Annotated in this window: 18 protein-coding genes; 5 read left to right on the plus strand and 13 right to left on the minus strand. The window is 67.8% G+C overall.

Going from position 1 to position 26,471, the window contains the following annotated elements; genetic code table 11:
• The first annotated feature begins 4 nt into the window (after positions 1-4).
• Positions 5-2,101, plus strand: a complete 2,097-nt coding sequence (locus tag WC326_15800; GenBank protein MFA7332532.1) for an alpha-amylase family glycosyl hydrolase — start codon at positions 5-7, stop codon at positions 2,099-2,101.
• A gap of 110 nt (positions 2,102-2,211) precedes the next feature.
• Here WC326_15800 and WC326_15805 read toward each other — a convergent pair whose 3' ends face one another.
• Complete coding sequence (locus WC326_15805) at positions 2,212-5,493, minus strand: M43 family zinc metalloprotease (GenBank protein MFA7332533.1); 3,282 nt, start codon at positions 5,491-5,493, stop codon at positions 2,212-2,214.
• A complete protein-coding gene (locus tag WC326_15810; GenBank protein ID MFA7332534.1) occupies positions 5,490-5,975 on the minus strand; it encodes a hypothetical protein in 486 nt (161 codons plus the stop codon). The genes WC326_15805 and WC326_15810 overlap by 4 nt, the downstream gene beginning before the upstream one ends.
• A gap of 356 nt (positions 5,976-6,331) precedes the next feature.
• Here WC326_15810 and WC326_15815 point away from each other — a divergent pair, with 356 nt between their 5' ends.
• Positions 6,332-7,303 carry a hypothetical protein gene (locus WC326_15815; GenBank protein MFA7332535.1) on the plus strand — a complete coding sequence of 324 codons (972 nt, stop codon included), beginning with the start codon at positions 6,332-6,334 and terminating at the stop codon, positions 7,301-7,303.
• Here the strand turns inward: WC326_15815 and WC326_15820 are convergent.
• The 6 genes from WC326_15820 to WC326_15845 form a co-directional block, all read right to left on the minus strand.
• Positions 7,285-8,637: a GAF domain-containing SpoIIE family protein phosphatase gene (locus WC326_15820; GenBank protein MFA7332536.1), complete on the minus strand. Its 1,353-nt coding sequence runs from the start codon at positions 8,635-8,637 to the stop codon at positions 7,285-7,287. The genes WC326_15815 and WC326_15820 overlap by 19 nt on opposite strands.
• A 230-nt stretch (positions 8,638-8,867) precedes the next feature.
• Positions 8,868-12,116, minus strand: a complete 3,249-nt coding sequence (locus WC326_15825) for a reprolysin-like metallopeptidase (protein MFA7332537.1) — start codon at positions 12,114-12,116, stop codon at positions 8,868-8,870.
• A complete protein-coding gene (locus tag WC326_15830) occupies positions 12,113-12,622 on the minus strand; it encodes a hypothetical protein (protein ID MFA7332538.1) in 510 nt (169 codons plus the stop codon). The genes WC326_15825 and WC326_15830 overlap by 4 nt, the downstream gene beginning before the upstream one ends.
• 371 nt (positions 12,623-12,993) lie before the next feature.
• Positions 12,994-13,638 carry a peroxiredoxin gene (locus WC326_15835; GenBank protein ID MFA7332539.1) on the minus strand — a complete coding sequence of 215 codons (645 nt, stop codon included), beginning with the start codon at positions 13,636-13,638 and terminating at the stop codon, positions 12,994-12,996.
• A gap of 17 nt (positions 13,639-13,655) precedes the next feature.
• Positions 13,656-14,045, minus strand: coding sequence for a transcriptional repressor (locus WC326_15840; protein ID MFA7332540.1), 390 nt, complete (start codon positions 14,043-14,045; stop codon positions 13,656-13,658).
• Between the two features lie 262 nt (positions 14,046-14,307).
• Positions 14,308-15,402, minus strand: coding sequence for an alkene reductase (locus WC326_15845; protein ID MFA7332541.1), 1,095 nt, complete (start codon positions 15,400-15,402; stop codon positions 14,308-14,310).
• A 164-nt stretch (positions 15,403-15,566) separates the two neighbouring features.
• On the opposite strand from WC326_15845, the gene glnA reads away from it, so the two are divergent.
• A complete protein-coding gene (gene glnA / locus WC326_15850; GenBank protein MFA7332542.1) occupies positions 15,567-16,988 on the plus strand; it encodes a type I glutamate--ammonia ligase in 1,422 nt (473 codons plus the stop codon).
• A 671-nt stretch (positions 16,989-17,659) separates the two neighbouring features.
• On the opposite strand, the gene acs is transcribed toward glnA, so the two are convergent.
• The gene (acs, locus tag WC326_15855) at positions 17,660-19,633 is read right to left on the minus strand and encodes an acetate--CoA ligase (protein MFA7332543.1); all 1,974 of its coding nucleotides are present in this window, start codon (positions 19,631-19,633) and stop codon (positions 17,660-17,662) included.
• A gap of 213 nt (positions 19,634-19,846) precedes the next feature.
• Between acs and WC326_15860 the strand changes: the two genes are divergently transcribed.
• A complete protein-coding gene (locus WC326_15860) occupies positions 19,847-20,314 on the plus strand; it encodes a DinB family protein (GenBank protein ID MFA7332544.1) in 468 nt (155 codons plus the stop codon).
• A gap of 88 nt (positions 20,315-20,402) precedes the next feature.
• On the opposite strand, the gene WC326_15865 is transcribed toward WC326_15860, so the two are convergent.
• Positions 20,403-22,439 (minus strand): FlgD immunoglobulin-like domain containing protein, encoded by a 2,037-nt coding sequence (locus WC326_15865; protein MFA7332545.1) that lies wholly within the window; start codon positions 22,437-22,439, stop codon positions 20,403-20,405.
• 406 nt (positions 22,440-22,845) lie between these two features.
• Between WC326_15865 and WC326_15870 the strand changes: the two genes are divergently transcribed.
• Positions 22,846-23,439 (plus strand): hypothetical protein, encoded by a 594-nt coding sequence (locus tag WC326_15870; protein MFA7332546.1) that lies wholly within the window; start codon positions 22,846-22,848, stop codon positions 23,437-23,439.
• A gap of 91 nt (positions 23,440-23,530) precedes the next feature.
• On the opposite strand, the gene WC326_15875 is transcribed toward WC326_15870, so the two are convergent.
• Genes WC326_15875 through WC326_15885 form a run of 3 tightly spaced genes read right to left on the minus strand, consistent with a single transcriptional unit; the run spans position 23,531 to position 26,132 of the window.
• Entirely contained in the window at positions 23,531-24,319 is a 789-nt protein-coding gene (locus WC326_15875) for an ABC-2 family transporter protein (protein ID MFA7332547.1), read from the minus strand.
• Entirely contained in the window at positions 24,319-25,137 is an 819-nt protein-coding gene (locus WC326_15880; protein MFA7332548.1) for an ABC-2 family transporter protein, read from the minus strand. Before WC326_15880 ends, WC326_15875 begins: the two co-directional genes overlap by 1 nt.
• On the minus strand, positions 25,134-26,132 hold the full coding sequence (locus WC326_15885; GenBank protein ID MFA7332549.1) for an ATP-binding cassette domain-containing protein: 999 nt from the start codon (positions 26,130-26,132) through the stop codon (positions 25,134-25,136). The genes WC326_15880 and WC326_15885 overlap by 4 nt, the downstream gene beginning before the upstream one ends.
• Between the last annotated feature and the right edge of the window lie 339 nt (positions 26,133-26,471).

Raw genomic sequence — 26,471 nt, forward strand, 5'->3', positions numbered from 1 at the left:
CCCCATGGCCACCCTGCGCCTGCACGGCGATCCCATGCGCGTCCTGGAGTCCTCCCACCGGCTGGTGGAGCACGGCGGGCACTGCCTGCCGCTGGGCGCCAGCTGCCCGGCGGGCCGCGTGGACCCCGGCTCCGGCGGGCGCGTCAACTTCGCGCTGCCCAGCGCCAAGGCCCGCACGGTCTCGCTGCTGCTCTCCGCCCGGGAGAGCGGCGACCGGATCATGGAGCTGCAGCTGGACCCGGAACAGAACCGCACGGGCCACGTCTGGCACGTGGAGCTGGCGGGACTGAGTTGGCCCCTGCGTTACAGCTGGGTTGTGGACGGGCTGGAGGTGGCGGACCCCTGGGCCCGGGCCCTGTTGCGGACGGACGCTTTCGGACGCACGGTGTATCACGCCTTCTTCCCGCTGTCCGACCACGAGTGGGTGCATGCGCGGCCGCCGCGCCGCCCGCTGCAGGATCTGGTGATCTACGAGCTGCACGTGAAGGGCTTCACGGCCCACCCCAGCAGCGGGGTCCTGCGGCCGGGCAGCTACGCGGGCCTGGAGGAGAAGATTCCCTACCTGCGCGAGCTGGGCGTGAACGCCGTGGAGCTGATGCCCGTGCACGCCTACGATCCGGCGGCCGTGGTGTTCATCAACCCCTTCACCGGCCGCGGCCTGAGCAACTACTGGGGTTACGATCCCGTCGGACCGATGGCGCCGGCCGCCCACTACAGCAGCACGGGCCATCCGCTCCAGGCGGCGCAGGAGTTCCGCTCCCTGGTGGACGCCCTGCACGGCGCGGGCATCGAAGTGATCCTGGACGTGGTGCTGAACCACACGGCGGAAGGCAGCGCGCGCGGCCCCACGCTGCACTTCCGGGCGCTGGACGACGACCTGTGGTACATGCGCGGCACGGACGGCGGCTATCTGGACTACACGGGCTGCGGCAACACGTTCAACTGCAACCACCCCGTGGTGCGCGACTACATCCTCTCCTGCCTGCGCGGCTGGGTGACGGACTTCGGCGTGGATGGCTTCCGCTTCGACCTGGCCGCCGTGATGGGCCGGGACCCCGAAGGCCACGTGCTGGTGAGCGCGCCCGTGCTGGAGCAGATCACCATGGATCCCGTGCTGGCGGGCACGCGCCTGATCGCCGAGGCCTGGGACGCCGCCGGACTCTACCAGGTGGGCAGTTTCGACGAGGGCCTGCGCGGCGCGCGGCAGCAGCGGCCGGGCGGCGGCTGGGCCCAGTGGAACGGCCGCTTCCGCGACGACATGCGGCGGCTGGTGCGCGGCGAGCCGGGCTTCGTGGGGGCGGCGGCCAGCCGGCTCTGCGGCTCGTCGGACCTCTTCCAGTGGAACGGCCGCGGTCCGGCGCACAGCCTCAACTTCATCACCTGCCACGACGGCTTCACGTTGCTGGACCTGGTCTCCTACGACCAGAAGCACAACGAGGCCAACGGCGAGCACAACCGCGACGGCCTGAACGAGAACTACAGCTGGAACTGCGGGGTGGAGGGACCCACCACCCGGGCCGACGTCCTGGAATTGCGGGCCCGCCAGCAGCGCAACCACCTGGCCCTGCTCTTCCTCTCCCAGGGCGTGCCCATGCTGTTGGCCGGGGACGAGTTGGGCCGCAGCCAGCAGGGCAACAACAACGCCTGGTGCCAGGACAACGCCCTGGCCTGGCTGGACTGGAGCCTGACGGAGAGCCGGGCGGACCTATTGGCCTTCGTCGGCGGGCTCATCAGACTGCGCCGGACCCACGCCTGTCTGCGCCGGGACAGCTTCCTGACCGGCGAGGATCTCGCCTGGCACGGCACCGAGGTGGGCAAGCCGGACTTCGGGCCGGGCTCGCGCTGCCTGGCCTGGCGCCTGCGCGGCCAGCCCGACGAGGCCGGCCAGCCGGGGCCGGATCTCTACGCGGCCTTCAGTTTCTGGCGCGATCCCGTGGACTTCCGCCTGCCCGAGGCGGGGGCGGGTTTCCACTGGAGCCTGGTGCTGGACACGGCGGACGGCCTGCCGCCCCGCGCGGAGCCGGCGCCCCTGGCGATCCCGGGCGGCCTCCTGCGGCTGCAGGCCTTCTCGCTGGTTGTGCTCAGCCGCCACGCGGACTGAACCCCGCCCGCGTCAGCTTTCACGACCCGCTGCGCTTCATTCATTGTGTGACACAAGAAAACGCCCCGGCCGAGACCGGGGCGTTTTGCGTGTCAGGCTTAAGGATCGGGCTACTTCAGCTCGTCCGCGACGGGCAGCAGCGGCCGCTGGACGAAGTTCGCCGGCGTCTGCCGCAGGGTCGAGGCGTCCGGCAGCGGCAGCTCGGGATGGCTATCGGCCAGCAGCAGGCCGTCCGTGTCCACGGCGGCAACCCGCACGAAGGCGCGCTCCAGCATCCCCACGTTGTGGAAGTAGAGGTTGACGTTCGTCTGCGTGCCGATGTTGGCCGCGTCGGGGGCGACCATCGGCCACTCGTTGTCGTAGTAGACCAGGTAGTGGTCCACGCTGATCGGGTTGCCGTCCGTGCCCACGGTGACCGGGTTGAAGGTCAGGTTCATGATCGCCTGCTGGGGCGGCCCGATGCTGAAGTCCACGGGCGTGAAGCTCACCACCAGCGGGGTCACCGGCCGGCGCGAGGCCACTGTGAAGACCGCCCAGACCGTCTCCGGGGAGTTGTAGAGATCGTGGGTCACGTTGGCCGTGCCGCGGTAGGTGCCGGCGCTCAGACCCGTGGGGTTGAAGTACCAGTCCGTCGTGATGGAGTTCAGGGCCCCGATGCTGCCGTTGAAGGGCGTCATGCTGAGCCAGGGCAGCCCGTCGCTGGTGGAGTGGTCGATGCTGCCGAACAGGGCGCCGTTGCGGTACTGGAGGTGGTCAATCGAACTGAAGCCGTAAGGGACGCCGTAGCCGCGCACGGTCTGCTTGGCGCGTTTCCAGCCCCAGGCCACTAGGTTCTCGATGCTCTCGCCCAGTGTGCAGTCGAAGTAGAGTTCGGAGTGCTCCATGGGCGAGCCGTAGAGCACCAGGCCGCGTTCGGCATTGTAGAGCATGACCGCCTGGTTGCTGCCGCAGTCGGTGGTGGCCAGGGTGGTGTAGCCGCCCGGGATGCCGCTGTAGACGTAGTGCACGGCGTTGTTGCCGGGCGCGTCGGCGCCCACGCCGGTCACCAGGATGTTGCTGGTGGGATGGGCCACCGGGCACAGCTGCCAGGTCTGGGTGATGCCGTCCAGGATCACGTCGCCGTCGCCCGAGCTGTTGTTGATCTGCGAACTGAGGATCAGCACGCCGCCTTCCTCGTTGAACGCGTCCAGGGCGGGCAGGGCGTCGCGCACGTTGTTGTAGGCCGTGCTGCTGGTCTGGCTGGGCACGATGACCAGGCCGTAGTCGCCCAGGTCCGTGGTGGCCAGGCTGGCGGTGGTCAGCACCGTGTAGGCGATGCCCTGGGCGTCCAGCTGGTCCTGCCACTCGGTGGAACCCCAGGGATCGGAATCCTTGACCAGGGCCACTGCAGGCAGGGTGGAGGGGTAGATCCCGAAGCGGAAGGCCGAGACGCTGAACTTCAGGTCGTAGGCGCAGGGCGTCGCCAGATCGGCGGACCCGTTCTTGACCACCACCAGCGCGTAGTAGCCGGACGTGGCGAAGACTTCGGTGATGGACTCATCATTGGTGCCGATGTCCGCGCTGTAATCCAGGAAGTCGGTGCGGGAGCCGAACCCCAGGGTCTCGTTGTAGAGATAGAGGTTCAGGTCCACGTCCTGCTCGCTGGTCAGGTGCATGTTCCAACTGAGGCCCAGGTCGGCGGAGGAGACGTAGAACTCGACGATGTCGAGGATCTGGTTGGCGGCCAGTTCGCCGCAGATGCGCGTGCCGTCGACCTTGGAGACCGTGCGGCTGTTGACGCGGTTCACCCGCACATTGGCGCTTTCGTTGTCGAAGTTGGTCACCCCGACCTCGTAGGTGCCGCCCGAGCCCACGTTGTTGTGGTTCACAAGCACCCAGTCCGGCTGGCCGCTGCCGTAGGAGGAGGTGGCCAGGGTGGTGGAGAAGCCAACGGTGGAGCCCGTGTAGCCCTCGTGCAGGTTGACGTCGTAGTCCGCCGTGGTGTTGGTGGACTGGATGGCCACGGCCGACCACCAGCTGCTGCCCGTGAAGGTGAACCCGTCGCAGTTGGGATAGGTGTAGGTGCTGCTCATCATGTCCGGCGGCTCGCTGCGGCTCACGCTGGCGTCCGGGCTGAGGACGTAGGGCGACCAGATCCACTGCCGGTAGTCCAGGTTGTCCGTCTCGCTGGTTTCGCAGACCTCGTCGGCCCAGTCCAGCGCGGAGTGCAGGGAGTGGCGGCCGCCACGGACGGTGATCGGCCCGAAGTTGTTGTAGTAGAGCGAGCCCACCCAGTTGATGCCCCAGCCGTAGTTGTAGTTCCAGAAGTGGACGTCGTCCAGGTAGAGGCGGTTGTGGATGAAGGGGAAGGTGGCGTTGCTGTTGGCCTGGCGCGTGGCCGCGTTCAGGTAGGTCGAGTTCGAGTTGCCCGGCAGGGTGCTGGTCACCGGTGCGCTGCCGCTGTTGGCGCCCGTGGTGTTGCGCGGCACCAGCGCGTTGCTCCAGCCCGCCGGCGTGGGGGAGTCGAAGTCCGCCGCGTTGAAGGCGGACTCGCCCCAGCGGCCGCCCGTGAGCGTGGCCAGGATCCGGCTGCGCTGGTTGGCGCTGAAGAAGTCGCGGCAGGTCTTGCGGCTGTAGCTCATGATGTTGGTCGGGTTGGGATTGTAGCTGCGCGTCAGGCCGGAGCAGAAGATGGTCTCCGAGCCCGTGTAGTTGCAGCCGGTATCCACATTGCTGGTGCCGAGGCCGGGATCGGCGGGCGTGTCACACAGGCCGTCGCCGGCGGTGCCGCAGTTGCTGCCGTTGGGGCACTCCGAGCCGTTGGCCGTCTCGTGCGTGTGCAACAGGTCGAAGTAGTGCCCGACCTCGTGGGGGAAGGTGCTGGGGTTGCTGGCCAGGCCCACGCAGCTGTTGCTGAAGGTGATGCCCTGGTCCGAGCTCCAGGTGAAGGAGGACATGCCGCACCAGCCGTCGTCGTCGTTGACGAAGTAGCAGTCGATGGCGTGGGTGTGGTTGTTGATCGCCTTGAGCGCGCTGCGCTCGGCGTCGCTGTCGATGTTGTAGTAGGTGCTGTTGTTGATGGTGTCCTGGTCGAACACGACGAAGCAGATGTTCATCCCGGCGTAGGCGTCGGCCAGGTCCAGCATGGCCTGATCCAGCTGGGACTGCGCGATGCCGCCCGTGCCGGCGGTGGTGCGCACGACGTGGAAGAAGAGGTTGACGTTGTAGGTGGCCTGGGTGCGCGAGGCGTCGAATTCATAGGCGCCCGCGGCCAGGTTCGCCTGGTACTGGACGAGATCTTCGGGGGTCAATTCCAGGCCGCAGGTGGGCTTGCCACCCTCCATGCTGTCGGCCAACGCGGGCCGGAACGCGGCCAGCAGGGCCACGAGCAGGAACAAGCTCCAACGCTTCATCGGGAACCCCCTTCCGTGCTGGACGGCGCGGCGGGATCGGCCGGTGTGGGCGTGGTCTCCGCGGCGCGGGCCGCGCGCTCCTGGGCCGCCAGCTTGTCTTCCAGGCTGACCAGGCGGGGCTGGAACGATTCGGAGCGGACGGGGTTGCGCAGCTCGGCCAGCCGGGATTCGGCCAGTTCGGCTTCCTCGGTGCGACCCGCCAGCCGGCAGGTCTCGGCCAGCAGTTCCAGCCGCCGCAGCTCGTGCTGCTGCTTGAGCTCGATGATCTGCCGTTGCAGGCCCTCCGGATCGGCGGCCGTGGCGGCCTGGCTCTCCAGGGCTTCCAAGGCGGCCCGCTGGTCCCGGGCCAGGGCCTGGGTGGGCGTGGCGACGCGCTCCGGCCGTCCGCCGTCCGCCGCTCCGGCGGATTCGAGCGCAGGCTCGCCGCTGGCCCAGGCCGCCGCTGCCGCCAGCAGCAGGGTGGTGGTCAACAATCGTCTCATGGTTCCTCTTCCTCCCGATTCGCTGGCGGACCGTCCGCCTGGTTGGCTGGGTTGCTGTCCGCCCGCTGTCGTTCCTTTGGAACGCGGCCAGACGAGCGGTTCACGCCCGACGCCGCGCGGGCGTCCCGGCACCGGTCGAATCCTGGCTTGTCTGCGGGTGGTCGAGCTGTGTGGATTCGGGTTGGGGTCCCCGGAATCGGGCGGAAGTCTAGCGAGGGATAGGATGCAAAACAAGACCGATTCGGTCTATGATTCGTGTTTGTTTTAACAGCCGGTACGGCAGCCTCGGTACGGATTGAACGCTGAGCGGTCCGGGTTGCGCTGCCGTACTTTCTAGAAAAGCGGAGGACCTACTGATGCAGCACAGAACGTGTTTCCTGGCCCTGCTGGTTCTGACGAGCCTGTTGTCAGCGGCCCCGGGCTGGGGCGCCGCGCAGACCGCGAGCGTGCTGGCGCCCGTGGACAGCCTGGAGGATCCGCAGCTGGACGAGTCCTCGGGCCTGGTGCGCAGCCTGCGTCTGCCCGGGGTGTTCTGGACCCACAACGACAGCGGGGACGAGGCGCGCTTGTTCGCCGTGGACAGCAGCGGCGCGACCCTCAAGCCCGCCTGGGCCGAGGACTACCGCGGACTGCGGCTGCTCGAGGCGGCCAACCACGACTGGGAGGATCTGGCCCAGGACGGCGAGGGCAACCTGATCGTGGCGGACCTGGGCAACAACGGCAGCGCCCGGCGGGATCTGGCCGTCTACGTGCTGCCCGAGCCGGATCCCCGCGCGGTGGAGGCCGTGCGCGCCGTGACGCGCATCCTGGTGGCCTATCCGGACCAGTGCGAGTTCCCGCCCAAAGAGCGCAATTTCGACTGCGAGGCGGTCTTCTTCGCCCGGGGCGCGCTGCACGTGCTGACCAAACACCGCAGCGACACCCACACGCGGCTCTACCGGCTGGACGCCCCCGCCGGCCAGCCGCCGCGGACGGACCGGCCCTGGCACGAGGCCTTCCGCCCGGATCGTGTCCACGCGCTGACCTTCCTGGGCGAGGCGGACGTGGCGGGGCTCTCGAGCGAGGTGGCGGGTCTGGTGACCGCGGCGGACGCCGACCTGGACGGCAGGCGGCTGGTCATCCTCAGCTACACGGGGCTGTTTCTGGTGGAAAACGATCCGGGCGGCCCCGCGCTGCGCACGGGCAACCTGCTGGCGGGCCGCTGGCGCTGGCTGCCCATCGCAGCCGAGCAGTGCGAGGCCGTGGCCCTGGACGGCGGGCGGGTCTGGATCACGAACGAGCAGCGCGGGCTGTTTCGCGTGGAGCTGGATCAGTTGCAGGCGCGCTGAGCGCTCTCCAGCCGCAGGGCCAGCAGGGTGAGGTCGTCGGTCTGGGGCTCCGTCCCGGAGAAGGCGTCCACGGCGCCGAACACGCGCTCCAGCAGCCGGTCCAGTTCCGGCGCGTGCTCCAGCAGCAGGTCGTGGAAGCGCTGGTCGCCGAACTCCTCCTCGGCGGCGTTGCGGGCTTCGGTGACGCCGTCGGAGAAGACCACCAGCACCTGGCCGGGCTCAAGACGGATCCGGCCCACCTGGAAATCCAGCTCGGCGAAGGCTCCCAGCAGCGCCCCGCCGATGGCCAGTTCGCGGATCTCGCGTTGCCCGGGGTCGACGACTAGGGGCGGGTTGTGCCCCGCATTGACGAAGGCCAGTTCCCCGCTGGCGGGGTCCAGGATGGCGCAGAACAGCGTGGTGAAGCGCCCCGTCGGTGTGTCACGGACCAGGGAGCGGTTGACCCGGGCGATGATCTCGTCCAGGTCCAGGTCGTACTCCAGGTGCGTGCGCAGCGCCGCGCGCAGCGTGCACATGAGCAGGGCGGCCGCCGGACCCTTGCCGCAGACGTCCCCCAACGCCACCACCACGCGGCCGTCCGCCAGCCGGAAGTGGTCGTAGTAGTCGCCGCCCACGGAACCCGCGGGCCGGCTTCCCCCGATGATCGTCAGCCCGTCCCCGCGCCAGGGCGGTGGCCAGAGTCCGGACTGGATCTCCTGCGCCAGCCGCAGCTGCTCCTCCAGGCGCGTGCGCTCCAGCGTGTCGCGGTGCAGGCGTTCGCGCTCCAGGGCCAGGGCGGCCTGGTCGGACAGGCAGGCGAGCAGCTCGAGATCCTCCTCGTTGTAGGGCCGGGCCCGTCGGTTGAGCGCCTGGAGGACGCCGATGACCAGACCGTCGGGGCGGCGGATGGGAACGCAGACCAGGTTGCGGGTGACGAAATCGCCGGCCAGGTCGCCGAAGAAGCGCGGGTCGCGGGCGGGATCGTTGATCAACAGGGCGCGGCCCTCCCGGGCCACCCAGCCGCAGATTCCCTGGCCCGCCGGGATGCGCACGCCCTCGAGCTGGCCGCGGGCCGGACCCGTGGGGAGCTGCAGCAGCAGGTCGCCGATGGCGGCCTCCACCAGAAAGAGCGAGCTGGCCTCGCTCTCCAGGATGCGGGCGGTGGCGCTGAGGATGGATTCCAGCAGGGGCCGGCTCTCCAGCCGGGAGTTGATCAACCCGAGCTGGCCGATCAGTTGGGCCAGTCGCGCCGGGTGGCAGTCCTCCAGTCGGGTGGAGGGAGGGGACGGGTGGAGCGCGCCCGCTGACGGGCCGGTGTAGGGGGACGCGAATTCCCGGGCGGATTCGGCGGACATGGCTGCTCCTGGTGACCGTTACCGAGAGTTTGAAACAACGAACTGTGTTTGATGAATAGAATTCGGGAAAACCTAGTTCGCGTTGCTGGCAGAATCAAGTGCTATGACCGGAATCGTGAATTGGATGGACGAACGAGGCGGAGTCGGGCCGGGGGCGCGCGGGCGGCGTGACGGCAAAAACGCACGACGCCCCGCAGGACGGGGCGTCGTGGTGGCGGACGGTGGAGGACTCAGCGCGGCTGGAGCAGCGCGGCCGGGGCCTGGCCCACGCGGGCCGGATCCGGCGGCGGCAGGTCGGGCCGGCTGTCGCCGAGCAGCAGGCCGTTGCTGTCCGTGGCGGTCACCCGCAGGAAGGCCCGCTCGTACATGCCCACGTTGCCGAAGTAGAGGTTCATGCTGGTCAGGGTCGTGGAGAAGACCAGGGGCGAGCCCAGCCAAGGGTCTTCGTCGTAGTAGATGTTGTAGGCCTCCACTGTGATGGGCTGGCCGTCCGTGCCCGTGGTGACCGGCGTAATGGTCAGGTGCACGGTGGCGTTCCGCGGCGGTCCCAGGCTGAAGTCCACTGGGTAGAATTCGGCGATCAGCGGGATCAGCGGCTGGCGCGTGGCCAGGGTCAGCACGGCGTAGACCGTTTCCGGCGAATTGTACATGGAGTTCGTCACGCTGACCGTGCCGCGCTGGGTGCCGACAGGCTGGCCCGCCGGCAGGAAGCTGAAGCTCACCGGCACGCTGGTGACGATGGGAATGGTCCCGCTGGTGGGTGCGCTGCCCAACCAGCCCAGGCCCTCCGTGTTGGCCCAGGTGACGGAGCCGGCCATCCCGGGATTGCGGTAATAGAGGCTGCGGTTCGTGCTCGGACTGATGGGCGTGCCGCTGAAGCGCACCGTCTGGCGTGCCCGCTTCCAGCCCCAGGCCACCAGATTCTCGATGCTCTCGCCCAGACTGCCGTTGTAGTACTGCACGGAGTGTTCCAGCGGGGCGCCGCAGAGCACGATGCCGCGCGTGTCGTTGACAAGCAGGCAGGGCTGGCCGGTGCCGCAGTCCGTGGTGGCCAGCGTGGACCAGCCGGCGGGGATGGAGTCGAAGACGTAGTGGACGGCGCTGTTGCCCAGGGCCTCGGCGGCCACTCCGGTCATCAGGACGTGACCCGTTGGATGGGCCAGGGCACAGGTCTGCCAGGTCTGGGTGATGCCCTCCAGCCACGCGTCGCCGTCCCCCAGGCTGGAGGACGTGCAGGTGCTGAGGATGAGCACGCTGCCCGCGTTGTTGCAGGCCTCCAGCCGGGGCAGGGCCGCCACCACGTTGGAGTAGGAGGCGTCGTACACGGGCGAGGGCACGATGACGAGGCCGTAGGCGCTCAGGTCGTCCGTCAACAGGTTGGCCGTGCTGCGGATGACGGGCGTGATGCCCTGGGCGCTCAATTGGTCGGTCCACTCGGTGCCGCTCCAGGGGGCGTTGTCCTGGTAGACGGCCACGCCGGGTCCGCTGTTGGGATAGATGGTGAAGCGTGGCTCGTTCACCCGGAACTTCACGTCGTAGGCACACGCCAGCCCCAGATCCGCCGAGCCCTTCTTGGCCACCAGCAGCGCATACCAGCCCGCCTGGCCGAAGGTCACGGCAATGCTCTCGGTGGGGCCCACGTTGGTGCTGGCCGACAGGTAGCTGGTGCGCGTGCCGTACTCGGTCGTGCTGTTGTAGAGGAAGAGGTCCAGGTCGGCCGCCTGCTCGCTGCTCAGCGTCAGCAGCCAGGGGTGGAGCTGGTCGTCGGCACTCACGTAGAACTCGAGGATGTCGAGGATCTGGTTGGCGGCCAGGCTGCCGCCGGCGCGCGCGCCGTCGAACTTGCTCACTACGTGGGAGCCGCGCAGGTTGAGCCGGTAGTCGGCGCTCTCACCGTCGTAGTTCCAGATGCCGGCCTGGAAGGTGCCCCCGTAGCCCACCTGGTTGTGGTTGATGAGCGTCCAGTCCGGCGACCCGCTGCCCGCGCCGGAGTTGGCCAGATACGTGGTGAAGCCCGTCGTGGAGCCGGTGTAGTCGTCGTGCAGGCGGACGTCGTAGTCCGCCGTGGTGCCCAGCGGCTGGATGGCCACGGCGCTCCACCAGCTGACGCCGTTGAACTGGTAGCCGTCGCAATTGGGATAGGCGTAAGTGGTGGTCATCTTCTCGGGCGGCGCCCCGTGGGCCAGGCTGGCGTCCGCGGCCAGCTCGCTGGGGGACCAGTTCCACTGGCTGTAGTCGGTGTTGTCCGTCTCGGATGTCTCACAGACCTCGTCGTTCCAGTCCAGGGCCACGTGCAGCGAGTGCCGCCCGCCTCCCACGGTTTGGGGCCCGAAGTCGTTGTAGTAGGCGGTGCCGCTCCAGGCCGACCCGCCGTAGCTGTACCACCAGATGTAGACGTTGTCGCGGTAGATGCGGCTGTGGATGAAGGGGAAGTGCGCGTTGCTGTTGGACTGGTGCGTGGCCATGTTCAGGTAGGTGTTGCCGCCACCGGGCAGGGTGGCCGTCACGGGCGTGCTGCCCGCGGTGCCGCCCGTGGTGCTGCGCGGCACCAGGGCGTTGGTCCAGCCGGCCGGCGTGGGCGCGTCGAAGTCCGGCGCGTTGAATCCCACCTCCGCCCAGCGCGGTCCGGTGAGGGTGGCCACGATGCGCGAGCGCTGGTTGGGGCTGAAGTAGGTCCGGCAGGTCTTGCGGCTGTAGCTCATGATGTTGGTCGGGTCCGGATCGTAGGCGCGCCAGGCGCTGTTGCAATAGATGGTCGCGCTGCCGGTGTAGACGCAGCTGGTGTTCACATTGTCCGTGCCCAGGCCCGGATCCGCGGGCGTGTCACAGAGCAGGTCGCCCGCTGCGCCGCAGTTGCTGCCGTCCGGGCACTCCGTGCCCGCCGCCGTCTCGTGGGTGTGCAGCAGGTCGAAGTAGTGGCCGATCTCGTGCGGGAAGGTGGAGGGGTTGCTGGCCACGCCCACGCAGTCATTGGCGAAAGAGACGGCCTGGTCCGCGCTCCAGGAGAAGGCGGAGACGCCGCAGTAGCCCTCGTCGTAGTTGACGAAGTAGCAGTCCAGGGCGTTGGGCTGGTTGTTGATCGCCTTGAGCGCGCTGCGCTCTGTGCCGTTGTCGAGATTGTAGTAGGTCGAGTTGTTGATGGTGTCCTGATAGGCCACGAAGAAGCAGATGTTGATCTCGTCGTACTCGGCGGCCAGATCGAGCAGGGCCTGATCCAGCTGGGACTGCGGGATGCCGCCGGTGCCCGAGCTGGTGCGCACCACGTGGAAGGCCAGGTAGACCAGGTAGCTGGCCTGCTCGCGGGCGGCGTCCGACTCGTAGACGCCGGCGGCCAGGTTGGCTTGGTAGGCCGCCAGATCCGCGGGGGTCAGTTCCAGGGCGCAGCGGGTCGAGCTGCCCTCCCGGGTGTCCGCCAGGACCGAGGGCGGGCCGGCGAGCAGCAGCAGGAGGGCCAGCAGCAGGAGGCGCGGCGTGTTCATCGCTCACCTCCCGCCGTGCTGGACGGCGAGTCCGTCGCGGGGCGCGTGACGGTCGGTTGCGGGCGGGTTGCCTCGAAGCGCGCCTTCTCGGCGGGTGTCAGCGGCGTGGGGCCCGCATCCGGTGTCACGGCCCGGCCCAGCCGGGCGAGCTCTTCCTCCGCCAGCCGGGCCTCTGCCAGACGGCCGGCCCGCCGGCAGGCCAGGGCCAGCCGTTCCAGCCGCTGCAGCTCGGCGGACCGTTTCAGCTCGCAGATCTCCAGTTGCAGGGCCTCGCCCTCCGCGGCCGGGGCGGCCAGGGCGCGGGCTTCCAGTTCCTGGAGACGGGCCTGGGTGGCGGTTTGCAGATCCTGCAACGGACCGGACGGCGCCGGGGCGAGGGCCGGATCCGCGGACCGCTCCGACAGCGACGCTCCGCCCGCCGGGGAGGGCCCCGTGGCTCGGGCGGCCCCGGTCCCGGCCAGCAGGCCCAGGAGCGGGATCAGAATCAGGGCCAGGAATCGCTTCATGTCTTCCCCCTTGCATGTTGGGGGTCTCGGCGGGTCCCACTCCCGGGAAACCGGTGCGGTTGACACACCTCCGGGGCGGGCTGTTAGCCCGGACCGGGATCCGGCGCGGCCGGACACGAGAGCACACTCCGTCCAGGGAGTGCCGCAGATTGTGGGATGTTGGTTGGCTTTCGTGTGTGTCGCGGGGTGGCCGGGGACTCCGTCCACCTGCCGGACGTTAGCACTGGCCCGAGGGAGATCCAAGGAAAATTCACTGGACTGGTTTTTCATTCAACAGGCTGGCTTGGCGCGAGCGCCGGTCGGGTCAGGACCTACGAAAAAGGGCCGCGACTCCTTGGGGAGCGCGGCCCTTGCGCGAAGCGGGAATCCGACTACAGCTTGGCGGCGTTCTTGGCCAGGTACTCGGCCACGCCCTCGGTCGAGCCCTTCATGCCTTCGTCGCCCTGCTGCCAGCCGGCGGGGCAGACCTCGCCGTGCTTCTGATTGAAGGCCAGCGCGTCCACCGTGCGCAGCATCTCGTCGATGTTGCGGCCCAGGGGCAGGTCGTTGATGACCGCGTGGCGGACGACACCGTCCTCGTCGATGAGGAAGCTGCCACGCAGGGCCACGCCGCCGCCCACGGTGGTGTCCTCTTCGGTCTCGGCCGTGATCACGGTGGCCGGGGTGGCGCCCACCAGCACGTCGTAGTCGCGGGCGATCTGCTTGGTCAGGTCGGCGATGATCGGGTAGCGGACGTTGCCGATGCCGCCGTTGGCCACGGCCGTGCTCTTCCAAGCCAGGTGGCTGAAGTGGCTGTCCACAGAGCAGCCCAGCACCTGCACGCCGCGCTTCTCGAACTCGCCCAAGCGGTGGTCGAAGGCCAGCAGTTCCGTCGGGCAGACGAAGGTGAAGTCCAGCGGGTAGAAGAACAGCACGACCTTCTTGCCCTTGTAGTCGGAGAGGGAGATCTCCTTCATGGTGTTGTCGGGCATGACCGCCGTGGCCTTGAAATCGGGGGCGGGTTTGGTGACCAGCATGTGAATCTCCTTTGAGGCTATTGGGGTTTGTTTGTCGAACCAAGGCAGCGCGAGCAGGTGCCCCGCACGTGAATGTCGATTTCCTCCAAGGCGTGACCCAGGGCCCGGCCCTGTTCGCGCACCGTGGCTTCCAGATCCAGCGGCACGTCCACCAGGGAGCCGCAGCGCCGGCAGTGCAAGTGGAGGTGCGGCTCGCGGTTCCAGTCATAGTGGACAGGGCCCTCGCTCTGGACGGCCATGATCTCGCCCGTCTCCACCAGCTGGTGCAGGTTGCGGTAGACCGTGCCCAGACTCACGCCGGGCATGTGGTCGCGCACGGCGTCGTGCACGTCCTGCGCGGTGGGGTGGTTGAGGGCCCGGCTGCGCACCAGGTCCAGGATGAGTTGCCGCTGTCGACTGGTCCGCATGAGTTTCTTTCAATAACAGGAACGGTTACTATTTAGCTTTTGCAACAGGCCGCTGCAAGGGCCAAGTCCTTGTCAATCCTTGTTTTTTCTCTGACAATCCGTGCCAGGTCGGTGCCAGGCCGGTGCCAGGTCGGTGCCAGGCCGGTGCCAGACCGGTGCCAGACCGGTGCCAGGCCGGTGCCAGACCGGTGCCAGACCGGTGCCAGGCCGGTGCCAGGTCGGTGCCAGACCGGTGCCAGACCGGTGCCAGGCACTGTGGACTTCAGACTAGTTTCGTCAGGCATTCTGGACCATAGACGCGCAACTCCTGCCCCCCGCGGACCCGGCTGACGAAATCCGGATTGGCGATGAGCGCGCGGCCGAAGGCCGTGGCGTCCACCTCGCCCAGGGCCAGGGCCGCTTCCGCCCGGGCGGGAGTCAGACTGCCCACGCCCACCAGCTGACCCTTCCACATTGCGCGCGTGGCTTGATGGAGCGGCAGGAGGCCGCCGGCCGGCTGGTCTCCCGCCGGCAGCAGTTCGGCCGGCAGGCTGGGCTGGTCGTAGTCGCCGTGGCTGGCGTGGAGGATTCTTAAGCCCGCCTCCCAGAGGGTGTCCAGCAGCCGCGGCAGCGTCGCTGCCGGCTGCTGCCAGCCGGATCCCGGCGTGCCCCAGCCCGGCGAGAAGCGCAACAGGGTCCGCCCGGCGCCGCACTCCGCCAGTACGGCCCGTGTCACTTCCGCGGCAAAGCGGCAGCGGTTCTCACCGCCCCAGTCATCCGTCCGCCGGTTCCACTTCAGGTTGATGAATTGGTCGATGAGGTAGCCGTGGGCGCCGTGGATCTCCACGCCGTCGAAACCGGCCTCCAGGGCGCGACCGGCCGCCTGGCCGAAGAGCGCGATCACCGCTTGGATGCGTGCCCCGTCCATGGCCTCCGAGGGTCCGAAGGGAATGGGCTGGTCCTGAGCGTCCCGCAGCCGTGAGACATTCCCGGCCGGGTGCAGGCCGCTGGGGGATTCGGGCAGGACGCCGCCCGTGGTCAGCGGATGGGCCACGGCCCCCACGTGCCAGAGCTGGCAGACGATCCGTCCGCCCGCCTCGTGGACAGCCCGGGTGACGGGCCGCCAGGCCCCCACCTGTTCCGGGCTCCAGATCCCCGGCGCGCCGTTGTAGCCGTTGCCGCGCTCGCAGATGACGGTGCCCTCGCTGATCAGCAGGCCCACGCCGTCCGCCGCCCGGCGCGCGTAGTAGGCGGCCACCGCGGCCGTGGGCAGGAAGCCCGGGCTGAAGCAGCGCGTGCAGGGCGCCATCACGACGCGGTTGCGCAGGGGCAGCTCACCCAGTGTCAAGGGGGAGAAGAGGTGCGGGAAGAGGATCATGGGGCGGGTTTCCTTGTTGGGTGACGTCCGATTCGGGGCGGCTTGGCCACGTTCGACGCAACGGCCGGGTGACGCGGAGCCGCCGCGAGACCGCCTGTCAATTCGTTCACAATGAGGCCGTGGTTTGCTTCCTTGCCCCACCCAATTTTGGAGGCGGCATGTTCATCACGCGCGAGGAAGTGCTGGATTACCTGCACGACCACCAGATCCAGATGGTGGACCTCAAGTTCGTCAATCTCTTCGGCGGGTGGCACCACATCACCCTGCCCGCCAGCCACGTGAACCACGAGACCTTCGACCGCGGCATCGCCTTTGACGGTTCGTCCACGCCGGGCTTCAAAACCACCGAAGCCGGCGACATGGTGCTGCTGCCCGATCCGCGCACAGCGTATCACGACCCCTTCTGGGACGTGCCCACCCTCAGCCTGTTCTGCAGCATCGCCGAGGCCGACACCCGCGCGCCGTTCAGCCGCGACCCGCGCAGCATCGCCGGGCGGGCCGAGCAGTACCTGCAGGACTGCGGCATCGCCACCCACAGCAAGTGGGGGCCGGAGTTCGAGTTCTACATCTTCGACTCCATCAACTACCGCAACACGGACCACGAGGCCGGCTACGTCATCGACAGCGAGGAGGCCGGCTGGAATTCCATGCTGCCCGGCCGGAACGAGGGCCACCGGATGGGCGCCCACGCGGGCTACCACGCCGCGCCGCCCATGGACCGCAGCTACAACCTGCGCAGCGAGATGGTCCGCCTGCTGGAAGGCGCGGACATCCCGGTGAACTACCACCACCACGAGGTGGGCGGCCCGGGGCAGAACGAGATCGAGATCATCCTGGACAGCCTGCGCCGCGCCGCGGACAAGGCCATGTGGACCAAGTACGTCATCCGGATGGTGGCCAAGAACCACGGCAAGACGGCCACCTTCATGCCCAAGCCGCTCTACAACGTGGCGGGTTCGGGCATGCACTTCCACCAGCACCTGTTCCGCGGCGAGGAGCCGCTGTTCTACAAGAAGGGCGGTTACGCCGACCTGTCGGACACGGCCCTGTACTACATCGGCGGCTTGCTCAGCCACGGCCCGGCGCTGCTGGCCCTGACCAACCCCAGCACCAACAGCTACAAGCGGCTGGTGCCGGGCTTCGAGGCGCCCATCAAGAGCTTCTTCAGCCTGGGCAACCGCAGCGCGGCGATCCGCATTCTCAAGTACGCCACGGAGCCGATGGAAAAGCGCATCGAATTCCGCCCGCCGGACGCCAGCTGCAACATCTACCTGGCCATGGCGGCCATGCTGATGGCCGGCATCGACGGCATCCAGCGCCGGCTGGACCCGCGCGAGCTGGGCTTCGGACCCTTCGACGTGAACGTCTACAATCTGCCGCCGGCGGAGCGCGACAAGATCGCCAGCCTGCCCACCAGCCTGGACGAGGCGCTGAACGCGCTGGAGCAGGACCAGGACTTCCTGCTGGCCGGTGGGGTGTTCACCCCCGACCTGCTGGAGACCTGGATCTCCCGCAAGCGCGACGAGGCCGCCCAGCTGCGGCGCCGCCCGCATCCCTTCGAGATGGAGTTGTATTACGACGTGTGAGCCTGCGTTCCGCCCGGATTGTCTTGACAGCGCCCCGACCGTGGGGCGCTTTTCTTGTGAGTTCATTCAACACAGAGACACAGAGTCACAGTAGGACTTATGACTTGCTTCAGAGACTCAACCATGTATCGTCGAGGCCTGCAGCTGCGCGAGCGGAGGTGGTGACATGGGCATGCCGACCCTGGAGCGCCTTCTGCTCGATCCGTGTTGCCGGGGGGAACGAAGACTCGAAGTCTCAAAGTGAAGATCGGGTTGCCTTGACCTCGGGACTGAGTCAGCCGTTGAACCTCGTGATACATAGATGCTTCAATCTGGTCTCGCGCTTGCTGCGGATCACGCCCCCTCGTCAGTCAACAGATCCGTTGGCTACAATCACTGGGTGATCATGAGAAATTCAGCGCTCCGGTCACCCAGCGCGCTTGGTCTGAAGTGAGTGCAACCGAGCAACCGTCCAGATCCAAATCTCAGACCGTGTCTCTGTGCCTCTGTGGTGCGTTCTCTTCCGCAACTTTCCTTCGAGTCTTCGCGTCTTCGTGCCCCCCGCCAACATGGAACAAGCAAAAGCGCCCCGGTCACCCAGGGCGCTTGATCGGTTGTCAGTTCAAGGGCCTGAGACCCAATCCAAATTTTGAGCTGTGTCTCCGTGTCTCTGTGTTGACTTCCCGAAAACTCTACCGCCCGCGAGCGACCAGGGCCTGGTGCGCCTCGATGATCTTCTCCACCACCTGCGGGTCCGCCAGGGTGGTCAGGTTGCCCAGGTCGACGTATTCGCCCTCGCCGATTTTGCGCAGGATGCGGCGCATGATCTTGCCCGAGCGCGTCTTGGGCAGCCCGTCCACGAACAGGAAATGGTCCGGCGCGGCGAAGGGCCCGATGTCCTTGCGCACCTCCTCCTTCAAGACGCCCATCAGCTCGTCCGGCCGCATGCCGGCCGCCTCGCGGTTGAGCACCACGTAAGCGAAGATGCCCGTGCCCTTGATCTCGTGGGGCACGCCCACCACGGCGGACTCCGCCACCAGCGGGTTGGCCACCAGCGCGCTCTCCACTTCCGCCGTGCCGATGCGATGGCCGCTGACGTTGATCACGTCGTCCACGCGCCCGGTGATCCAGTAGTAGCCGTCCTCGTCCCGGCGGCAGCCGTCGCCCGTGAAATAGTAGCCGGCATAGGTCGTGTAGTAGGTGTCTTGGTAGCGCCGGTGATCGCTGAACACCGTGCGCGCCATGCCCGGCCAGGGCTGGCGCAGGCAGAGTCGCCCGCTGACGCCGTCGCCCTTCTGCACCACGCCCTGCTCGTCCACCACCACGGGGTCCACGCCGAAGAAGGGCAGCGTGGCGGAGCCGGGCTTCATGTCGGTGATGTGGGCCAGCGGGCTGATCATGATGCCGCCGGTCTCCGTCTGCCACCAGGTGTCCACCACGGGGCAGCGGCCTTCACCCACCACGCTGTGATACCACTTCCACGATTCGGGATTGATGGGCTCGCCCACGGTGCCCAGCAGGCGCAGGCTGCTGCGGTCGTACTTCTTCACCCACTCGTCGCCCTCCCGGGCGATGGCCCGGATGGCCGTGGGGGCCGTGTAGAAGACGTTGATCTTGAGACGTTCCACCATCTCCCAGTAGCGCCCCGGATCGGGGTAGAGTGGCGTGGATTCGAACATCACCGTGGTGGCGCCGTTGCAGAGGGGGCCGTAGACGATGTAGCTGTGCCCCGTGATCCAGCCCACGTCGGCCACACAGGCGAAGACCTCGCCGGGCTGATAGTCGAAGATGTACTTGTGCGACAGGCTGGCGTGGAGCAGGTAGCCGGCCTGGCTGTGCATCAGGCCCTTGGGCTTGCCCGTGGAGCCCGAGGTGTAGAGGATGAACAGGGGATCCTCGGCGGCCATCCACTCCGTCGGGCAGACCCGGCGTTCTTTCTCCATCGCCTCGTGCAGCCAGATGTCGCGGCCGGCCTGCATGGGCACCTCGGCCGGCGTGCGCTTGGCCACGAAGACCGTGTGCACCTGGTTCAGCCCGGAGACGGCCTTGTCGGCGATGGCCTTGAGCGGAATGGCGCGCCCGCCGCGCAGGCCCTCGTTGGCGGTCACCAGCACCTGGGCCCCGCAGTCCACGATGCGGTCGCGCAGGGATTCCGCCGAGAAGCCGGCGAAGACCACGCTGTGCACGGCGCCGATGCGCGCGCAGGCCAGCATGGTGTAGGCCACTTCGGGGATCATCGGCATGTAGAGCACCACGCGGTCGCCCTTCACCACGCCTGCGCTCTTCAGCACGTTGGCGATGCGGCAGACCTCGTGCTTGAGTTCGCGGTAGGTGATGACGCGCTGCTGGCCGGGCTCGTCGGCCTCCCAGATGATCGCCGGCTGGTCGGCCTTGGTGGCCAGGTGGCGGTCCACGCAGTTGAAGGCCACGTTGAGCCGGCCGCCGGAGAACCAGCCCACGTCGCCTTCGGGAAAGGACGAGTCCAGCACGTTCACCCACTTATAGAACCAGGTCAGGGTCTCGGCCTGCTCGGCCCAGAACCCCTCCGGATCGCGGATGCTGCGCGCGTAGAGTTCCCGGTAATGCTCGAAGTCGATGAGGTGGGAGCGGCGGCCTTCCGGCTGGACGGCCGGCACGATCTCTCCCGTGCGGGGCGGGTGCTGCATGGGTTGTCCTCGCAATGGCTTCTGTCGATGGGTGGGGAATCGGCGTCGCGGAGCGACCGGCCGCCATTCGACCGACTGCCGGGCCGCCGCGGGCCGCTGCCCGGGCAAGGTAGGGAGAAAAGCGGCCGCCGGACACGAGAAAGATCAAGCGCCTGCCAGTGAACGCGTGACTGTCCCAGGCCCTCGTATCTTGGAGACAAAAGCGGAGGCGAGATGCTGACGGAATCCTTCATCCCCGGGCTGGAGAACCAGCGGGGCTATTTTCTCAAGACCATTGCCTGCCTGGACGAGGCGGATGCCGCGTTCACGCCGGCGGAGGGCATGCTGAGCGTGGTGCGCCAGGTGGCCCACGCGGCGAACATCGTGGACTGGTTCGTGGAGGGCGCCTTCCGCGCCGAGGGCCTGAGCGAGGACTGGGAAGCCCAGGCCCGCCAGGAAGCCGCGGTGAGCACGCTGCTGGAGGCCCAGGGCTGGTTCAACGCCGCCTATGACCGGGCGCTGGAGGCCGTGCGCTCCCACAGTTGGGAGGAGTGGCAGGAGCCCATCGCGCCGGGGATCATGGGCGGGGCGCCCCGGGCGGCCATCTTCAGCGGGATGGCCGACCACACGGCCCACCACCGCGGCAGCCTGGCCGTCTACGCCCGCCTGCTGGGCAAGACTCCGGCCATGCCGTACATGTAGGGGCCAGCGGCACGTAGTCGCGAGTCCGGCGGGGATGGGGGCGGGATCCGTGGGATGCGCCCCTTTTCAGATTGTAGGTCGCCCGTTGTCAGCGCAGCAGGAGGGCCTTGCGGCTCTGGGCGTGGCCGGCGTCGTCCTGCACGCGGAGAACGTAGAAGCCCGAGGCGACGTTGGCGCCCTTCTGGTCACGGCCCTGCCAGCGCACGTGGTGCTGGCCGGCGGGCAGTTGGCCCAGCTCATCGCGCCACACCCGGCGACCCAGCAGGTCCAGGACTTCCAGCGTGACGGGGCCAGGGGCGGCGGTATGGAAGTCCACCGTGACCGTGGGATTGAAGGGATTGGGATAGAGTCCGCGCAGCTCCAGCCCGGGCGAGCGGTCCTCCGGTCCGGGGGGATCGTCCACTGCGCTCAGCTCGCCCTTCAGGCCCAGAAGGAAGTGCGCGTTGCCGGCGAAAATGCCGGCGAAGTGTTCGTTGGGCATGGGCAGGCCGATGGGCGTGCCCCATTGCACTAGAGTACCGTCGGCCTTGAGGCCAAGGCAATAGCTGTCGCCTGCCGAGATGGCGACAAAATTGGTGTTGGGGGCCGGCACATCGCATTGCCCGTGGTTGTTGGTTCCCCACCCCACCACGGTGCCGTCCGTCTTTAAGCCCAGACTGAACCCTTCGCCGGCGGTGATGGCGCAGAAGCCGCTGTTGGGAGAGGGCACGGCCGTCGTGCCTCCCCAGCTAACGACGTGGCCGTCGCTCTTCAGCCCCAGTGCGTGCGAACGGCTTGCCGAGATGGCGACGAAGTCGGTGTTGGGGTTGGGGATGTTCAGGTGTCCGCTGCCGTCGCCATTCTCGATGCCGACAATGGACCCGTCGGCCTTCAGCGCCAGCAGGTAACCTGAGGGGTGGCTCGCGGTGCTGAAGGCATATGCGTATGCGGCAGAGGCGATCGCCACGAACCCCTCGTTGGGCTCCGGCAGCGGACCGTCGTCAAAGTCCCGCAGGGTGCCGTCGGTCTTCAGCCCCACCCCGCGCCAGTCGCCCACCGTCACCGAGACGTAGCCGGAGTCCGGCGCCCAACTTTGATGGAGCAAATCCATCACCCGGCCGTCGGCCTTCAAGGCGAAGCTTCGGTGGATGAAGTAGGAGTACATTGGGCTGCCGTAGGCGGTCGCAGCGTCGCAAACTGCGACGATGTCGTGGTTGTCCGGTGGCGGGCCCCATTGTCCCCAGTCGTTGCGGCCCCAACACCTCAGCTCGCCGTTCTGCTTGAGGGCCATGCGCTGCGTGTATCCGGCCCACATGGACACGAAGTCCTCATTGGGTTCGGGAATCGGCGTGATGGCGCCCCAGCAAACCAGTTGGCCGTTCTCCTTCAGCCCCATGCTGAAGAGATTGCCCGCCGCAATGGCGACGAAGTCCGCATTGGGCTCCGGGATCGTGCACTGACCGGCGGCGTTGTCGCCGCAGGCGACGTTCGTGCCCCCGTCGGTGAGCGCCAGGAAGTGGTTCACGCCGGCGGCGACGTCGGTGTAGAAGGAGCCCGGGGCGAAGACCGGCATGATCTCAATGCCCCAGGTCACAACAGTGCCGTCGGCCTTCAAGCCCGCGCAACCGGTTGGGTTCGCCGCCACATCGATGAAGCTAAAGTTGGGCTGGGGTGTGGGCATGGAGTGGCCCCAGGTCACGACGCGACCGTCCGCCTTCACGCCGATGCTACATCCCCAAGGTTCCGAGGTGTTTGTGCAGGCCAATGCGGCGATGGCCACGAAGTCCACGTTGGGCGCGGGCACTTCGCACTGCTGGTTGCTGTTGCTGCCCCAGCAAGCAACGGAGCCGTCCTGGCGTAGGGCGATGGAGTGGTTGAGACCGCAGGCGATGTCGATGAAACCGGTGTTGGGCTCGGGCAGGGCGCCGAATCGCCTTTCCCACTGCACCAGCGAGCCATCCTGACGCAGTCCTAGGCTGTGGTAGGGTCCGCCGGTCACCTGCACGAGGCCTTCCAGTTCGCTGGCGTCGGGGATGATCTGACTGCCCCAGCCGATGAGGCGCCCCTCTTCCTGGGCCCTGGCGGCGCTCGCCAGCAGGGCCGCGAGCAGCGTTCCCACGAACATCCATCGCTTGTTCCGTCGCATGGAATGCCTCCTGCCGCACAGCCTGGCCCCGTTGCCTCGTACTCACCACGGCACGTGGCATGGGCGAGACTCGGATGGGCTTGTGAGCGATGTGCTGGACCGCGCACCCCAGCCCGCGTGCAGAGGGAAAGGTGGAGTTTGCCGGCTGCCCAGGATAGTGGAATCCCCAATCGCCCAAAGCAATTCTGGATTGGCGCGTCCGGTCGGGAACGGGGTATTCCCCGCAGGTCTGGCTCGGATTCTGATTTCAGCCAGGCTGGCGAATTAAGTTTTTATCAAGTAGAAGATGATTCAAGTCTTGATTTCAAACCGTATTCTGTTGGCCTTGTGTTGAGGATCCCCTGACCGGCCCGGACCTGCCCGTTCCCGACCGCCGACACGAGAGGAGGGCCAGTCCGAGGATCCCATGTCAACCCATCGTACCACCCTGCACCGCCTGGCCCTGCCGCTGGGCCTGCCGCTCCTGATCCTGCTGGGATTCGGGGGCTGCTTCGAGAACAGCCGGATCGCCCGCAACGTGGGCGTGGACCACAACGGCGGCTTCGAGCTTGGCAGTCCGGGCAAGCCCATCAACTGGAACGTCTACCACAAGGGCCTGCGCGGCAAGAAAGCCGAGATGCAGCTGGACCGCGAGGACTTCCGCGAGGGCGCGCAGTCGCTGAAGTTCGTGGTGACCTCCTGCGGCTCCAAGGCCAGCGGGGAGTGCCCGGGCGTGTTCCAGGAAGTGGACGTGGAGCCCAACAGCATGTACCGCGTGTCCTACTGGTTGAAGAACAACCAGTGCCGTTTCAACGTCAACGTGAACAGCATCAAGGAAGGCGCGCCGCGCCAGGGCGTGCAGGTGCTCTCCGAAGCCGGCGTGGGCGAGGAGTGGGCCGAGTACAGCAGCTTGTGCTCCACCAAGGACGGCGAGACCCAGATCCGCTTCGAGCTGAACATCACGGGCCCGGGCATCCTCTGGCTGGACGGCGTGGCGTTGCAGGAAGTGGAAGGCAATTAGTCCACAAGCTGCTGGATGTGCGCAGCGACGGCCCGCCTGGGATTTCTGCCCGGGCGGGCTTTTTCATGGGCCGGCGAGGGCGGCGGCGGGCTCAGGACGAGGCGGAGGAGTAATTGCGCAGCGCCAGCTGCCAGGCGGCCCGCGCGGCGGCGAAGGCCAGCAGCGTCACCCCCAGCACGTGCAGCAGCAGGCCGGGTCGCAGCCCCTCGAAGAGCAGGGCCGCCGGGAAGGAGGCGATGAGCGAGAAGGGCAGGGCGGTGACCAGCAGCCGGCGCACCCAGCCGTGGAAGATCCGGTCGGGTTTCTCGGCGTACTTCTCCAGCGTGTAGAAGGTCTCGCCCAGGCCGCGGTTGGAGTGCAGCCAGAAGACCGGGATCAGGAAGGCCAGGTGGATCAGATAGTAGAGGAAGGCGCCGTTCACCAAGAGGGCCAGGAAGACGGCCACGCGCAGCGGGTCCAGCGGACCGGGAAAGCGCAGCAGGGCCCAGGCCATCAGCCCGGCGGCCAGCAGCAGGTTGAGGAAGGAGTTGGCCGCGAAGTCCCGCAGGCTGAGGAAGAACAGGCTGGAGACCGGCCGCACCAGGTAGTAGTCCAGGTCGCCCTTGTTCACGAAGATCGGCAGCCACCACATGTTGTTGGCGAAGACGGTCATGTGCAGGGCGTCGATGAGGAAGAAGCCGCAGGCGAAGATCAGCACCTGGTCGTAGCTCCAGCCGCCCAACAGGGCCGTGTGGCGGTAGATCACACTGAAGAAGACGATCTGCACGGCGTAGAAGGCCGCGTCCATCACCACGCGAAAGAAGAAGTCCAGCCGGAATTCCATGGCCCGGCTGAACGAGAAGCGCAGGAAGTTCAGGTACAGTCGCAGGTAGCGGCCCATCAGATCCCCACCCCCGTGTAGCCCACTTCGCCCCGCCGCCAGACCCCCTTGGCCAGCAGCCAGAACATCCCGCACCAGGCCAGCGAGACCGCCATGCCCAGCGCCCACTGCCCGGTCGACAGCCGCCCCAGCAGCGCGGCCACGGGGAAGTCGAACAGGTAGCGGAAGGGCAGCCAGCCCAGCAGTTCGCGCGCGCCGGGCGGAAAGAGGTCCAGCGGCAGCAGGCTGCCGCCCAGCAGGCCGGAGACGAAGCGCAGCAGCACAGACAAACTCCAGACGTTGTCTGCCCAGAAGGCCACGCTCTGCAGCGGCAGCTGGATCAGGTAGTAGAGCAGGTTGCCTGCGCCCATGGCCAGCGCGGCCATGGCCAGCTGTCCCGGGCCGGGGTGGAAGGCCCCCACGCCGCCGGGCATCAGGGGCAGCAGGGCCAGGAAGATCACCAGCTGGACCAGGGCCGGCAGCAGGGCGCCCAGATGCTGGGCGTACTTGAAGGACCAGTAGGAGACGGGATAGAGCAGGTAGCGGCTGAGGCCGCCGTCGTAGATGTCCTGGGAGACGCCGGCCATCATCTCCTGCCCGCGCACCAGCTTGCCCACCAGGATCACCAGGATGTAGTACTGGAGCATGCCGGGGAGGTCCCAACCGCCGATGGTGGCCTGGCCCGTGGTGCGGAAGATGGCCGTCCACAGATACCAGACCACGCCCAGCTGGGCGAAGAAGCTCACCACCACGTTGATCCAGAAGTCGGCCCGGTAGCTCATGGCCTTGCGGGCCTCCAGGCTGGCCACGTGGAGGTAGAGGGCCGGGCCGGCTCTCACGCCGCGCCCTGGCGGGAATGGAGCAGGCCCTCGATGACCGTGCCGATGTCCAGCTCCTCCACGGCCAGGTCGTGGACCGCCAGCTCCGTCACCAGCCGCCCGGCCAGCTGGGGGATCTCGTCCCGCGGGGCCTGGATGCGCAGCCGCTCGGGGCTGTCCTCCAGCACGGTGAGGTCCAGGCCGCGACCCAGCAGGTGGCGCAGGTCCGGGCGCGGGGCGCCGGGCTTGAGCTGCACGCTGACCACCTTGTGGCGGGCGTGGGTGCGCATCACTTCGGCCAGCGGGCCGTCGAAGACCAGCTCGCCCTCGCGGATGATCAGGATGCGCTCGCAGAGCCGCTCGATGTCTTCCATGTAGTGGCTGGTGAGCAGCATGGCCGGGCGCTCGCGCTGGCGGTACTCGAGGATGAACTCGCGGATGGCGCGCTGGGCCGTCAGGTCCAGGCCGATGGTGGGCTCGTCCAGGAAGACCACGCGCGGGCTGTGCAGCAGCGCGGCGATCAGCTCCATCTTCATGCGCTCGCCCAGGCTCAGGCGGCGGATCTGGATGTTGATCTCGCCCTGGACGCCCAGCATGCCGGTGAGCAGGTCCAGGGTTTTGCGGTACTGGCGCTCGGGGATCTGGTAGATCTCCTTCAACAGCAGGAAGCAGTCCGCGGCGGGCAGGTCCCACCAGAGCTGGGCCTTCTGGCCCATGATCAGCGCGATCTGGCGCTGGAACTCGCGCGGCCGCTCCCAGGGCCGATGTCCCAGCACGTGGGCGTCGCCGCCCGAGGGGTGGATGATCCCGGCCAGCATCTTGACCAGCGTGGTCTTGCCCGCGCCGTTGGCCCCCACCAGTCCGAGGATCTCGCCCTCGCCCACGTGGAAATCGGCGGACTTGACCGCGTGCTTCACCACGGTCTCGCGCCTGACCAGCGAGCGCAGGCTGCCCCACAGGCCTGCCTGCTTTTTGTGGACGTGGAACTCCTTCGACAGGCCCTGGACCTCGATCATCGCGCTCTCCTTCTGCTGAAAGGAATATGGCGCTTGGGTGGGACGCACTCGCGCGCGTCTCTTGAAGGAAAACGGACACGAAGGCATGAAGGCTGGAGAAGAGCGGGAAGGGGGGATGGGTGCTCTGGCACTGGCCTGGCACCGACCTGGCACTGGCCAAATGACTGTCATCCCAGCGAGAGCTGGGATCCCATGGCTCGTCCCTGGTACTTGCCGGGCGCCTTGTTTTCCACCTTTCTGCTGGCGCCAGAAAGGTGGAGCCAAAGAGGCGCTTTTTCTCACCCGGCCTGACCGGCCGTCCAGACTCAGCCCGCCTCCCGGCGGGCTTCCGCTGGCGGC

It is taken from the genome of Candidatus Delongbacteria bacterium, assembly GCA_041675285.1.
Classification (GTDB): domain Bacteria; phylum CAIWAD01; class CAIWAD01; order CAIWAD01; family CAIWAD01; genus CAIWAD01.

Coding starts and splice junctions, on each gene's coding strand:
- WC326_15800 (MFA7332532.1), top strand. CDS start 5: ATGGCCACCCTGCGCCTGCACGGCGATCCCATGCGCGTCCTGGAGTCC.
- WC326_15805 (MFA7332533.1), bottom strand. CDS start 5,493: ATGAAGCGTTGGAGCTTGTTCCTGCTCGTGGCCCTGCTGGCCGCGTTC.
- WC326_15810 (MFA7332534.1), bottom strand. CDS start 5,975: ATGAGACGATTGTTGACCACCACCCTGCTGCTGGCGGCAGCGGCGGCC.
- WC326_15815 (MFA7332535.1), top strand. CDS start 6,332: ATGCAGCACAGAACGTGTTTCCTGGCCCTGCTGGTTCTGACGAGCCTG.
- WC326_15820 (MFA7332536.1), bottom strand. CDS start 8,637: ATGTCCGCCGAATCCGCCCGGGAATTCGCGTCCCCCTACACCGGCCCG.
- WC326_15825 (MFA7332537.1), bottom strand. CDS start 12,116: ATGAACACGCCGCGCCTCCTGCTGCTGGCCCTCCTGCTGCTGCTCGCC.
- WC326_15830 (MFA7332538.1), bottom strand. CDS start 12,622: ATGAAGCGATTCCTGGCCCTGATTCTGATCCCGCTCCTGGGCCTGCTG.
- WC326_15835 (MFA7332539.1), bottom strand. CDS start 13,638: ATGCTGGTCACCAAACCCGCCCCCGATTTCAAGGCCACGGCGGTCATG.
- WC326_15840 (MFA7332540.1), bottom strand. CDS start 14,045: ATGCGGACCAGTCGACAGCGGCAACTCATCCTGGACCTGGTGCGCAGC.
- WC326_15845 (MFA7332541.1), bottom strand. CDS start 15,402: ATGATCCTCTTCCCGCACCTCTTCTCCCCCTTGACACTGGGTGAGCTG.
- acs (MFA7332543.1), bottom strand. CDS start 19,633: ATGCAGCACCCGCCCCGCACGGGAGAGATCGTGCCGGCCGTCCAGCCG.
- WC326_15860 (MFA7332544.1), top strand. CDS start 19,847: ATGCTGACGGAATCCTTCATCCCCGGGCTGGAGAACCAGCGGGGCTAT.
- WC326_15865 (MFA7332545.1), bottom strand. CDS start 22,439: ATGCGACGGAACAAGCGATGGATGTTCGTGGGAACGCTGCTCGCGGCC.
- WC326_15870 (MFA7332546.1), top strand. CDS start 22,846: ATGTCAACCCATCGTACCACCCTGCACCGCCTGGCCCTGCCGCTGGGC.
- WC326_15875 (MFA7332547.1), bottom strand. CDS start 24,319: ATGGGCCGCTACCTGCGACTGTACCTGAACTTCCTGCGCTTCTCGTTC.
- WC326_15885 (MFA7332549.1), bottom strand. CDS start 26,132: ATGATCGAGGTCCAGGGCCTGTCGAAGGAGTTCCACGTCCACAAAAAG.